The 13,544-nt window shown below is 71.1% G+C and carries 5 protein-coding genes; 1 reads left to right on the top strand and 4 read right to left on the bottom strand.

The window, feature by feature from the left end:
- Positions 1-101 precede the first annotated feature (101 nt).
- The 4 genes from SXIM_RS22325 to SXIM_RS22310 form a co-directional block, all read right to left on the bottom strand.
- Complete coding sequence (locus tag SXIM_RS22325; protein WP_046724975.1) at positions 102-923, bottom strand: helix-turn-helix domain-containing protein; 822 nt, start codon at positions 921-923, stop codon at positions 102-104.
- Between the two features lie 154 nt (positions 924-1,077).
- Positions 1,078-3,759: a DNA translocase FtsK gene (locus SXIM_RS22320; RefSeq protein WP_046724974.1), complete on the bottom strand. Its 2,682-nt coding sequence runs from the start codon at positions 3,757-3,759 to the stop codon at positions 1,078-1,080.
- A 213-nt stretch (positions 3,760-3,972) separates the two neighbouring features.
- The gene (locus SXIM_RS22315; protein WP_030730065.1) at positions 3,973-4,647 is read right to left on the bottom strand and encodes a response regulator; all 675 of its coding nucleotides are present in this window, start codon (positions 4,645-4,647) and stop codon (positions 3,973-3,975) included.
- 388 nt (positions 4,648-5,035) lie between these two features.
- Positions 5,036-10,636: a HAMP domain-containing protein gene (locus SXIM_RS22310; protein ID WP_107073952.1), complete on the bottom strand. Its 5,601-nt coding sequence runs from the start codon at positions 10,634-10,636 to the stop codon at positions 5,036-5,038.
- 238 nt (positions 10,637-10,874) lie between these two features.
- Here SXIM_RS22310 and SXIM_RS22305 point away from each other — a divergent pair, with 238 nt between their 5' ends.
- Positions 10,875-13,484, top strand: a complete 2,610-nt coding sequence (locus SXIM_RS22305; RefSeq protein ID WP_046724972.1) for a SpoIIE family protein phosphatase — start codon at positions 10,875-10,877, stop codon at positions 13,482-13,484.
- Positions 13,485-13,544: the final 60 nt, after the last annotated feature.

Genomic DNA, 13,544 nt, shown 5'->3' with positions numbered 1-13,544 from the left:
GCTCAGCCTACTTCGTCCCCACCGACCCGCCCGCCCCCGGCCCGGCAACAGAGCCCGCACGCACGGTCGTGCGACCGTGCGGCGGCTCCGCCGGGCGCCGCTCAGCCTTCCTCGGGGTCGCCCTTGGTGTACGTCAGCCGCTGCACCTGACCCGAGTCGCCCACGCTGTCCAGGGGCTTCCCGTTGACATGCAGCTGCACCGCGCCGGCGTTGCCCAGCACCAGGTCGATCTGCTCGTCGTCCACGAAGGTCTGGGAGTCGCCGTCGCTCAGCACCCCTTCGAACAGAAGTCGGCCACTGCTGTCCTTGGCGGAGATCCAGCTCGATCCGCCCTCCACCGTGGCCATCACCGTGACCTTGTCGGCCGGCACCCCGGCCACCGCCTCGTCCGACGGGTCGGGCTCCGGGTCGGCGGGCGGCAGCGGCTCGCTCTCCTTGTCCGCACCCTCCGGGCCGCCCTCGGCGGTGGGTGAGGGCGAAGGGCTGTCCTTGGCCACCGAACCGGCCGGGGTGCCGCCGCCGGACAGGAAGCTGAAGCCCACGAAGGCGATCACCGCGACGATCGCGGCGACCATCGCGGCCGTCCAGTTGGGGCGCCGGGGCTCGGGCCGGATGCGCTCCGCCTCGAAGACGGGCGCGGCGGGCGACGGCGGCGGCGCGGCGCCCTCCTGATCCGCGTACAGCTCGATCACCTCGGCCGGGTCGAGCCCGACCGCGCGCGCGACCATCCGGATGTGCCCGCGCGCGTAGACGTCACCGCCGCAGCGGGAGAAATCGTCCGCCTCGATGGCATGAATGATCGGAGCCCGTACCCGAGTGGCGGAACTGACCTCATCCACGGTCAGGCGCGCATAGATCCGGGCCTGCTGAAGGGTGCGACCGACGGAAGGCCGGTCCTTGGCGGGGGAATTGCCGTTGGACACGGGCGGGCCTTTCGAGCGTGATACCGCGTGCTGTGCGGACAAGTCTAGGGGGGACGCCGAAGGAACGGGCAAGCGGGCCGGTGAACTTTGTCCGCCAACCGAATGGTCCCGCCCACGCCCCCTCCCGGCCGCACACGGCGCACCGGATTACGCCTTACGGGTGAGGTTCACCCCGGATCACCGCCAGCACCCCCGGCAGTTCGTCCGGCTTCACCAGCACGTCCCGCGCCTTGGATCCCTCGCTCGGCCCCACCACGCCCCGCGACTCCATCAGGTCCATCAGCCGCCCGGCCTTGGCGAAGCCCACCCGCAGCTTGCGCTGGAGCATCGACGTCGAACCGAACTGGGTGGTCACCACCAGCTCGGCCGCCTGGCACAGCAGATCCAGATCGTCACCGATCTCCTCGTCGATCTCCTTCTTGCGCCCGCCGCCGCCGACCGTGACGTCGTCCCGGAAGACCGGGTCCATCTGCTCCTTGCAGTGCCGCACCACGGCGGCGACCTCGGCCTCGGTGATGAAGGCGCCCTGCATGCGGGTGGCCTTGCTGTCGCCCATCGGCAGGAAGAGCCCGTCCCCCTTGCCGATCAGCTTCTCCGCGCCCGCCTGGTCCAGGATCACCCGGCTGTCGGCGAGCGAGGACGTCGCGAACGCGAGCCGCGAGGGCACATTCGCCTTGATCAGCCCGGTCACCACGTCCACGCTGGGCCGCTGGGTGGCGAGCACCAGATGGATCCCCGCGGCCCGCGCCAGCTGCGTGATGCGGACGATCGCGTCCTCCACGTCCCGCGGCGCCACCATCATCAGATCCGCCAACTCGTCGACGATCACCAGCAGATACGGGTACGGGGCCGGCTCGCGCTCGCTGCCGGGCGGCGCGGTGACCTTGCCCGCCCGCACCGCCGCGTTGAAGTCGTCGATGTGCCGAAAACCGTACGCGGCCAGGTCGTCGTAGCGCAGGTCCATTTCGCGCACCACCCACTGGAGCGCCTCGGCGGCCCGCTTGGGATTGGTGATGATCGGGGTGATCAGGTGTGGGATGCCCTCGTACGCCGTCAGCTCCACCCGCTTGGGGTCCACCAGCACCAGCCGGACCTCCTCCGGGGTGGCGCGCAGCATGATCGAGGTGATGAGGCAGTTGATGCACGAGGACTTGCCGGATCCGGTGGCACCGGCCACCAGCAGATGCGGCATCTTCGCCAGGTTCGCCGCCACATAGCCGCCCTCGACATCCTTGCCGAGCCCGACCAGCAGCGGATGGGTGTCCCCCACCGAGTCGGCGGTGCGCAGCACGTCCCCGAGGTTGACCATCTCCCGGTCGCTGTTGGGGATCTCGATACCGACCGCCGACTTGCCGGGGATCGGGCTGATGATCCGCACATCGGGACTGGCCACCGCGTACGCGATGTTCTTGGTCAGGGCGGTGATCTTCTCCACCTTGACCGCCGGGCCCAGCTCCACCTCGTACCGGGTGACGGTCGGCCCCCGGGTGAAACCGGTGACCGCCGCGTCCACCTTGAACTCGGTGAACACCGTGGTCAGCGACTCCACCACCGCGTCGTTGGCGGCGCTGCGGGTCCGTCCGGGGCCGCCGCGCTCCAGCAGGTCCAGAGAGGGCAGCGCGTAGGTGATGTCCCCCGCCAGCTGGAGCTGTTCGGCGCGCCGCGGCAGCGACTCCACCGGCTCGGGGGCGGCCTTGGTCAGGTCGGGCACACCCCCGCTCGCAGCGCGCTGCGCGGGCGGCGCGGCGGCCCCGCTGTCGGCGGCGGAGGCGGTACGGGAGCGGCCGGTGGACACCCGGCTGCTGAGATCGGCGACCAGCGGCGAGGGCTGCACCCCGTGCAGCACGGCGCCGTCCAGGGCGGCGGCGGTCGCCGCGGCCACGTCGATGGGGTCACCGTCCCGCTCACGCGTCCCCTTGCGGCCGCGCGGCGCCCGGCGGCGCTCCAGCGCCTCCTGCTCAAGGCCCTCGGCGTCCTCGCCCCGCTCGGCGCCCTCGCCACGGCGCGGCCGGCGAGGGCGCACCGGACGCTCGGTGCCGCCGTACGGGGTGTCGGAGGCGTACGGATCTCCGTCGTCCTCCTCGGCGTAGACCCGTAGCCGGACGGCGGCCTGCCGCACCCGGCGCGGGATGGCGTTGACCGGGGTGGCGGTCACCACCAGCAGTCCGAAGACCGTCAGCAGCACCAGCAGCGCCACGGCCAGCATCTCACCGAGCGTCAGGATCAGCGGGCGGGAGGCCGCCCAGCCGATGTAGCCGCCCGCGTCGCGCAGCGCCTGGGCACCGTCGCTGCGACCGGGCGCGCCGGTGGCGACGTGCACCAGGCCGAGCACGCCGATCACCAGCGCGGTCAGCCCGACCACGATCCGGCCGTTCGCCTCGCGTTTCTCGGGGTGCGCGAACAGACGCACCGCCATGAAGCCGAGCAGCAGCGGGAAGACCAGATCCAGGCGGCCCAGCGCTCCGGTGATGACCAGGGTGATCAGATCGCCGACCGGGCCCTGGAGATTGGCCCAGGTGCCGGCCATCACGATCAGCGCGAGACCGAGCAGCAGCAGGGCGAGCCCGTCCTGGCGCAGATCGGGGTCGAGCCCCTTGGTGCCGCTCCGTATGCCGCGCATCATGGCACCCACCGAGTGCGCGACGCCCAGCCACAGCCGGCGGGCGACCCGGACCACGATGTTGCGTTTGGGCGCGGCCTTCTTCTTGGCCGGCGGCTTGCGGGCCGCCGTCTTCTTCGCGGGCGCTCTCCGGGCGGGCGCCGTCTTCCTGGCTCCCCCGCCGCTGCGCCCGGCGCCTGCGCTGTGGGAACTCCTGCCGGACGTACCTGAAGCCATGAGGGGCAGATTACCGGGGACTTCGCGCCGGAGCACGGACACCGCTCCCGGGCGCCGCCACCGGGCCGGCGCCGAACGGGTCGCAGCGGGCGCCGCAGGACCGCGAGGGCACCCGGGCCGCCGCCACGGCGGGCGGCGGGCGGCGGCCGTCCACAGCCGGAACGGGCCCGGCACGTCGCACGCTCCGCCACCGGGCCCGGCCCCTGTCTCTCACTACGGCGACTCGTCCGCCTGGCCCGTGTCGCCCGACCCCGGCTCCAGGGCGTCCAGCGCCCTGCGCAGCCCGGACAGCTTCCGCTCCAGATGCGCCGCCGTGGACACCGCCGCCGAGCCGCCCGATTCGGCCAGCTCCTTGGACAGTGCCTCCGCCTGCTCCTCGACGGCCGCCAGCCGCGCCGACAGCTCCGGCAGCAGACCGCCGGGGCCGCGCTCGGTGTCGGCGGGCGAGGTGCCGCCCTCCAGCTCGCGGCGCAGCAGCGCCGCCTGCTCCCGCAGCTGCACGTTCTTCATGTGCAGCTCGACGAACACCGAGACCTTCGCCCGCAGCACCCACGGGTCGAAGGGCTTGGAGATGTAGTCCACCGCTCCCGCCGCGTAGCCGCGGAAGGTGTGGTGCGGGCCGTGATTGATCGCGGTGAGGAAGATGATGGGGATGTCCCGGGTGCGCTCCCGCCGCTTGATGTGCGCGGCGGTCTCGAAGCCGTCCATCCCCGGCATCTGGACGTCCAGCAGGATCACCGCGAAATCGTCTGTGAGCAGCGCTTTGAGCGCTTCCTCCCCTGACGATGCCCGGACCAGTGTCTGATCGAGCGCGGAGAGGATCGCCTCCAGCGCCAGCAGATTCTCGGGTCGGTCATCGACCAGGAGGATCTTGGCCTTCTGCACCATGGCCCGTCCTCCTCGCCCCTTGCGGCGTCGCCGTGGCGCGCCGCTGTCCAGGACGGCTGTTGTGCACGCCGCCCACTCCTGTGCCGGACATGTTGGCACCCACGCGCGCGGGACCGCCAGCGATCCCGGTCACCAGCCCAGGGGGTGGCGGCCTACGGTGGGCCCCGCTTCGTCACGGGAAGCCGAAATCACTTTCGGCCAGCTCCCCGCTCCACGGGCGATTACCCTGCCCGCCGTTCAGCAACCGACCGCGCACGGCGCCCGGTGATCAGCGCATTGCGCTGCGTCACCATACCATGTGCGCACGGGAGCGGCGAACAGAGTGAACCGCACACCGTCAACGCCCGCAACCCCTGGATGGTTCCGTCAACACCGGCCGTGGGAAAGGTCACTTCCTCTCGATCCACTCCTCCATCACGGCCACCAGATGATCGGTGTCCACCGGCTTGGTCACATAGTCCGAGGCGCCCGACTCGATGCTCTTCTCGCGGTCGCCCTGCATCGCCTTCGCGGTGAGCGCGATGATCGGCAGCCCGGCGAACTGCGGCATCCGGCGGATCGCCGCCGTCGTCGCGTACCCGTCCATCTCCGGCATCATGATGTCCATCAGCACGAGCACCACGTCCTCGTTGGACTCCAGGACCTCGATGCCCTCCCGCCCGTTCTCCGCGTAGAGCACTGAGAGTCCGTGCTGCTCCAGCACGCTGGTCAGCGCGAACACATTGCGCACGTCGTCGTCGACGATCAGCACCTTGCGGCCCCGGAAGTCGTGGAACTCCCGCCGCCTGCGCACCGCCTCACGGCCCCGCTCAGCCTCGCGCTCCCCACCGCCGGACGGCACCTCCGGCTCCCGGAAGCGCCGTGTCATGGTGGCCGCGGCCCGCTCGGCCGCGGAGGACGCCGCCGTACGGTTCCCGGACCCGTTCTGCGCGTGGTCCTCGCTCTCCCGCGCCCGCGGCAGCGCCGGCGGCGCGGCGGGCACGGAGCCGGCCTCCGGAACGGGGCCCTCCCCGTTCCGTACGGCACCGGACGCCCCGGCGTCCGGCTCGGGCAGGCGCGCCGCCTCCAGGGCCCGGCGCTCGGCCGCCTTGCGCGCGATCGCCTCGCGGGTCTGCGCGCTGTCCAGCACCGGGGCGGCGCCCTCCGTCAGCTGCCGGTATCCGGGCGGCGGCAGCTCGGTGGGGTGCAGCGGCAGGAACAGCGTGAACGTCGATCCGCGCCCCGGCTCGCTCGCCGCGTGGATCTCACCGCCCAGCAGCCGCGCGATCTCCCGGCTGATCGACAGACCCAGACCCGTACCCCCGTACTTGCGGCTGGTCGTGCCGTCCGCCTGTTTGAACGCCTCGAAGATCACCCGCATCTTGCTCGCCGCGATCCCGATCCCGGTGTCCGAGACCGAGAACGCCACCAGCGGCGCGTCCGCGTTCTCGATCGACCCGTTCGCCAGCATCTGCTCCCGGATCTCGTACGGCGCCTCGGTGCCGGCCGCCCGGATCACCAGCTCCACCGAACCCGTGTCGGTGAACTTCACCGCGTTCGACAGCAGGTTCCGCAGCACCTGCAGCAGCCGCTGCTCATCGGTGTGCAGTGTGGCCGGCAGCTCGGGCGAGACCCGCACCGACAGCTCCAGGTTCTTCTCCGCCGTCAGCGGCCGGAAGGACGCCTCCACGTAGTCCACCAGCTGCACCAGCGCGATCCTGGCAGGCGAGACGTCCATCTTGCCCGCCTCGACCTTCGACAGGTCCAGGATGTCGTTGATCAGCTGCAGCAGGTCCGAACCCGCCCCGTGGATCGTCTCGGCGAACTCCACCTGCTTGCGCGAGAGATTGCCCTCGGCGTTGTCCGCCAGCAGCTTCGCCAGGATGAGCAGCGAGTTCAGCGGCGTGCGCAGCTCGTGCGACATGTTCGCCAGGAACTCCGACTTGTACTTCATCGACAGCGCCAGCTGCTCGGCCCGCTCCTCCAGGACCTGCCGGGCGTCCTCGATCTCCGAGTTCTTCACCTCGATGTCGCGGTTGGTGCGCGCCAGCTGATCCGCCTTGAGGACGAGCTCCTCGTTGGAGTTCTTGAGGGCCCGCTGCTGCTCCTCCAGCTCGTTGCGGGTCACCCGCAGCTTGTCCGCGGTCTCCTGCGTCTGGTCCAGCAGCATCTTGGTCCGCGTGTTGACGCTGATCGTGTTGACGCTGCCGGCGATCATCTCCGCCATCTGGTTGAGGAAGTCCCGTTCGATGACGGTGAACTCACCGAACGTCGCCAGCTCCAGCACACCGAGCACCCGGTCCTCGAACACCACCGGCAGCACGATCACCTGCGCCGGCGGGGCCTGCCCCAGACCGGAGGAGATCGCCAGATAGCCCTCGGGCGTCGGCCCGAACATGATCGTCCGGCGCTCGGCCGCGGCCGTGCCGATGAGCGAGTCACCCGGCCGGAACGAGGTCGGATGCGCCCCCGCCGCGTAGCCGTACGAGCCGATCAGCCGCAGCTCGAACCCGTCCCCGTCATCGGGCCCCGCCACCACCGGCGACTCCGCGTCGGCGGGCATCGACAGGAAGAACGCGCCGTGCTGCGCGGAGACCGCCGGCGCCAGCTCGCTCATGATCAGCCCCGCCACGTCCTTCAGATCGCGACGGCCCTGCATCAGCGCCGAGATCCTGGCCAGATTGCTCTTGAGCCAGTTCTGCTCGTCGTTCGCCTTGGTGGTGTCCCGCAGGTTGGTGATCATCGTGTTGACGCTCTCCTGGAGCGCGAGGATCTCGCCCTCCGCGTCGGTCTCGATCCGCACCGTGTGATCCCCGCGGGTCACCGCCGTCGCCACCCGGGCGATCGTGCGCACCTGCTGGGTCAGGTTCCCCGCCATCTCGTTGACGGAGTCCGTCAGGTCCTTCCAGGACCCGGCCACATCACGCACCACCGCCTGACCGCCCAGCTGTCCGTCCGTGCCCACCTCACGGGCCACCCGGATCACCTGATCCGCGAACATCGACAGCTGATCGACCATCGTGTTGATCGTGCTCTTCAGCTCCAGGATCTCGCCCTGGGCATTGATGTCGATCTTCTTCGTCAGATCGCCGCGCGCGATCGCGGTGGTCACATCCGCGATGTTGCGCACCTGGAGCGTCAGATTGGTGGCCATCTGGTTCACCGACTCGGTCAGGTCCCGCCAGGTCCCCGACACCCCCGGCACGCTGGCCTGGCCGCCCAGCTGCCCCTCGGTGCCCACCTCGCGCGCCACGCGCGTGACCTCGTCGGCGAACGACGACAGCGTCGTCACCATCTTGTTGACGGTGTCGGCGAGCTGCGCCACCTCGCCGCTGGCCTCGATCGTCACCTTCTTCGACAGATCACCGTTGGCCACCGCCGTGGCCACGTCGGAGATGCCGCGCACCTGCATGGTCAGGTTGCTGGCCATCACGTTGACGTTGTCGGTGAGGTCCTTCCAGGTGCCCGACACTCCGCGCACCCGCGCCTGACCGCCGAGCTGCCCCTCCGTACCCACCTCGCGGGCCACGCCGCTCACCTGGTCGGCGAAGGAGGACAGCTGGTCGACCATCGTGTTGACCGTGGTGACCAGCTCCAGGATCTCGCCCCGGGCGTCCACCGTGATCTTCTTGGTCAGATCGCCGTCCGCGACCGCCTTCATCACCTCGGCGATGCCCCGCACCTGATCGGTCAGGTTGTTGGCCATGCTGTTGACGGACCGGGTGAGGTCCTTCCAGGTGCCGGAGACCCCGTCCACCCGGGCCTGCCCGCCCAGACGGCCCTCCGTACCCACTTCCTGGGCGACGCGTGTCACCTGGTCGGCGAAGGACGAGAGCTGGTCCACCATCTGGTTCAGGGTGTCCTTGAGCTCAAGGATCTCGCCCTGCGCGTCGACGGTGATCTTCCGCGACAGATCGCCCCGGGCCACCGCCGTGGCGACCTCCGAGATGCCCCGCACCTGGCTGGTCAGGTTGGTGGCCATGTCATTGACCGAGTCGGTCAGATCCCGCCACACGCCGCCGACCCCGGCGACCATCGCCTGACCGCCCAGGCGGCCCTCCGTACCCACCTCACGGGCCACCCTGGTCACCTGGGCGGCGAACATCGACAGCTGATCCACCATCGTGTTCATGCTGTTCTTCAGCTCGAGGATCTCGCCGCGGGCGTCCACGGTGATCTTCCGCGACAGATCGCCCCCGGCCACCGCCATCGTGACCTGCGCGATGCCCCGCACCTGATCGGTCAGATTCGTCGCCATGTCGTTGACGGAGTCCGTCAGCTGCCGCCAGGTGCCCGAGACGCCGTCCACCCGCGCCTGACCGCCCAGCCGGCCCTCGATGCCCACCTCGGTGGCCACCCGCGTGACCTGCTCGGCGAACGAGGACAGCTGGTCCACCATGGTGTTCACGGTGTTCTTCAGCTCGGCCATCTCGCCCGAGACATCGACCGTGACCTTCTGCGACAGATCACCGTCCGCCACCGCCTTGGTCACCGTGGAGATGTCCCGCACCTGCGCGGTGAGGTTGCGGAACGCCGTGTTGACCGAGTCGGTCAGGTCCCGCCACTCCCCGGCCACACCCAGCACGGACGCCTGGCCGCCCAGCGCGCCCTCGTGGCCGATCTCCCGGGCCACCCGGGTCACCTCGGACTGGAACGACGACAGCTGGTCCACCATCGTGTTCACCGTGGTCTTCAGCTCCAGCATCTCGCCGGAGACATCCACGGTCACCTTCTTCGACAGGTCACCGTTGGCCACCGAGGTCGTCACCTCGGCGATGTCACGCACCTGCGCCGTCAGATTCCGGAAGGCGTCGTTGACCGTGTCGGTCAGCTCCTTCCACGTACCGGCCACCCCATGCACCCGGGCCTGCGCGTCGAGGCGGCCCTCCGTACCGATCTCCGAGGCCGCCCGCGTCACCTCGTCCGCGAAGTTGCGCAGCGTGCCGTTCATCTCCGTGACGGTGCGCGCCAGCTGCGCCACCTCGCCCCGCGCGCTGACCCGGATCGTCTGCGACAGATCACCGTTGGCCACCGCCGTCGTCACCCGGGCGATGTCCCGCACCTGGGCCGTGAGGTTGGTGGCCATCGTGTTGACGTTGTCGGTCAGGTCCTTCCAGACACCGGCCACGCCCTCCACCCGCGCCTGGCCGCCGAGCTGGCCCTCGGTGCCCACCTCGCGGGCCACCCGCGTCACCTCGGACTGGAAGGAGGAGAGCTGATCCACCATGGAGTTCACGGTGTTCTTCAGCTCCTGCATCTCCCCTTCCACATGGACGGTGACCTTCTGCGACAGATCACCGTCCGCCACCGCCTTGGTCACCGTGGAGATGTCCCGCACCTGCGCGGTCAGCCGCAGCACCATCTGGTTGACCGAGTCCGTCAGGTCCTTCCAGGTGCCCGCGACCCCCGGCACATGCGCCTGACCGCCCAGCTTGCCCTCGGTGCCCACCTGGCTGGCCACCCGGGTCACCTCGTCGGTGAACTCCGACAGCTGATCCACCAGGGCGTTGACGGTGCGCCCCACCTTCAGGAACTCGCCGCGCAGCGGACGCGCCGAGCCGTTGCCGCCCGGGGCCCGCAGCTCCATGCGCTGGTCCAGGTCACCGACGGCGACCGCCGACAGCACACGCCCCACCTCGGCCATCGGCCGCGCGAGATCGTCCACCAGCTCGTTGGCGTCGTCGATCGCCTTGGCCCAGGCGCCGTCGCTGACCCCGCTCTCCATCCGTTCCGTGAGTTTTCCCTCACGGCCCACGACCCGGCGCACCCGCGACAACTGCCCGGTGAGATGCAGATTACGGTCCGCGACCTCGTTGTAGACGGCGGCGAGCTCGGCCATCGGCCCCTCGCCGGCCACGGTCAGCCGCCGCCGGAAGTTCCCGTCCCGCATCGACTCCAGCGCAGAGAGCAGCCGGCCCAGCGCCACGGCGTCCACTTCGACCGTGCCGCTTCCCCGAGACTTCCCGCCGCGCCCACGTGTTCCGGTGCGCGCCACTGCTCCCTCAGACACCACTGTGTCCCTCCTGCGGTTGGACCATTTCGCCCGGGCTTACCTCAACGAGCCTTCCCAGTGTTTCACTCTCGAAGAACCGGGCGATAACAGTTCGGCAGCATCGCACACCCCGGTATCCCGGTCGGGGGGAAATCACCGGATCCGACGCCCGCGCGGGCGGTCAACGTCAGTAATCTGGCTTCCGGCCGTCGATGAGGCGTCCGGAAGCGACGAGAGACCTTTTTGGGGGAGTGACGTGATCACCGCGCGAGCCGCTGCCACCTTCGAGCCGGTTGGGCGCTCCGTCGCCACGGCACGCGGCTTCGTCCGGGACACACTCCAGGGCTGGGGACTGGCGGAGCTGATCGAGGACGCGGTCGTGCTGACCAGCGAGCTGGTCACCAACGCCGTCATCCACGCGGGGACCGCCGCCGAGGTCCGCTGCCTGCGCGACGACACCGGCGTCCGCTTCGAGATCATCGACCGGCACCCCGAACGCGAACTCCCGATCGGCGACGTCAGCCGGGGCCGGGACCTGAACAGCGAGGGCGGCCGCGGGCTCATGCTCTGCGCGGCCCTCGCCTCCCGCTGGGGCGTCGACTACACCACCGCCGACAAATGCGTGTGGTTCCGCCTCGAACAGCAGACCTTCCCGGCCGGCACCCGCTCCGCCGGGCCCCCGCTGCCCAGCGAGGCGCTGCCGCTGGCCGAGAACCGGGTCAAGGTCGCCGTCATCCAGGTCGACCGCGCCGACGCCGTCACCTCCTGGAACGCCGACGCCCAGGCCCTTTTCGGCTACCCGCCCGAGCAGGTCATCGGCAAGCCGCTGGCCGACCTCGCCGCCTGGCCGCAGACGCCCGGCACCGGCACCGGCATCGCCGAGGCGCTGTCCCTGTCCCGCTGGGAGGGCAGCTACGGGCTGCGCGACTCCGAGGGCCGTACGGTCCCGGTCTACGCCTGCCACCTGCGGGTCCGCGACGCCCGCGGCGAGCCCTCCACGGTCTGCCTGATCGTGCACGACCGCGAGCGCGCCATCCTGCAGACCCCCACCCGCGGCTCCGCACGGACCACCGCGGGCCCCGAGGGCAACGAGCGGCCGCAGAGCGACCCGCTGGACGCCCTCATCGGCTCTCCCCCGCCCGATGACCTGGACGGCCTCCTCCAGCGCACCGTGGAGCGCGCACGCGACCTCCTGGACGGCGACGCGGCCTTCCTGCTGCTGGCCACGGACGACGAGACCGAGCTGGAGGTACGCGCCTCCACCGGGCTGCCCTCCGCCCGCCAGCGGTTCGCCCGCGTCCCGGTGGAGGCCGGCAGCGGACGGTACGGCTCGGCCCGGATGCCGTCCGTCCACGAGGACCTGTCGGCCTCCCCCGGCGCGGTGCCCCTGCTGTCCGGCACCGGCATGCACGCCGTGGTCACCGTGCCCCTCAAGGTCGAGGGCCGGCTCACCGGCTCCCTGGGCGTCGCCTCCGAGACCCCGGGCCGGTTCTCCAACGAGGAGGCGCTGCGCCTCCAGTTCGCCGCCGACCGCATCGCGCTGGCCGTCGAATCCGCCCGCCTGACGGAGCTGGAGCGGCTGCGCCGCAATTCGCTGTCCTTCCTGGTGGAGGCGTCCGAGCTGCTGGCCGGCACCCTGGACCGCGATCAGACGCTGGCCCTGATGGCACAGATGATCGTGCCCACCCTGGCCACCTGGTGCGGCGTCTACACGATCCCGGAGGCGGGCTCCGAGCCCGTGCTGTCCTATGTGCTGCACGAGGACGAGGACCGCATCGACGGCATCAAGGACCTGCTGGCCCGCGTCGATCCCCCGGACCCCGACATCCGGCTCGGCGTCCGTGCCTGGACCGCCCCGGCCGACGCCGCCCACAACACCGCGCTGCGCAGTTCGCTGCGCAGTCTGGCCATGGGCCGGCTGCCCGCGCCCCGTACCCCGGGGCCCAGCCTGGCGACGGCCTCCGCGGTGGGCGGCGAGACGGTGCTGCTGCCGCTGATCGCCCGCAACCGGGTCATCGGGCTGCTGGCGCTGGGCCAGCCGGCCGACGAACGCTTCCGCCAGGACATTCTGGAGCTCGCCGAGGACCTCTCCCGGCGGGCCGCCCTGGCTCTGGACAACGCCCGCCTCTACAGCGAGCGCACGGCCACCAGCCAGTCCCTGCAGCGCAGTCTGCTGCCGCCGGAGCTGCCGGAGATCGACGGCGTCGACGTGGAGGTCATCTACCGCGCGGCGGGCGAGGGCAACGAGGTCGGCGGCGACTTCTACGACGTCTTCCCGATCCGCGAGGGCGCCTACGGCTTCGCCATAGGAGACGTGTGCGGCACGGGCCCGCTGGCCGCGGCGGTCACCGGTCTCGCCCGGCACGCGCTGCGGCTGCTGGCCCGTGAGGGCCTGGGCGGCCCGGCGGTCCTGGAGCGGCTCAACGCCGCCATTCTGGACGAAGGTTCCCGCTCGCGTTTCCTGACGCTGCTGTACGGCGAGCTGTGGCCGCAGCCCGGCGGCGGCGCGCTGCTGAAGATGGTGTGCGCCGGCCACCCGCTGCCGCTGCGTCTGACCCCGGACGGCCGGGTGGAGGCCGCCGCGGACCCGCAGCCGCTGCTCGGTGTGATGGAGGACCTGGAGCTGTACGAGCAGCACACCACGCTCAACCCGGGCGACGTCCTGCTGTGTGTGACGGACGGCGTCACCGAACGCCGTGAGGGCACTCGCATGTTGGGCGACGACGGCCTGGCCGAGGTGCTGAGCAACTGTACGGGGCTGACCGCCGGCGCCGTCGCGGCCCGCGTGCTGCGCGCCGTGGAACGCTTCGCCTCCGACGCCCCGTCCGACGACATGGCGATTCTGACCCTGCGCATCCCGGAGTGAGACAAAGCGGCCGGGCGGCGTGTGTCCGCCCGGCCGGCCCGCCCCGGAGCCGGGCAGCGT

Origin of the sequence: Streptomyces xiamenensis, from assembly GCF_000993785.3 — a bacterium.
GTDB classification, from domain to species: domain Bacteria; phylum Actinomycetota; class Actinomycetes; order Streptomycetales; family Streptomycetaceae; genus Streptomyces; species Streptomyces xiamenensis.
Note: the sequence above shows the minus strand (reverse complement) of the source record. Positions and strands in the feature narration are given on the sequence as shown.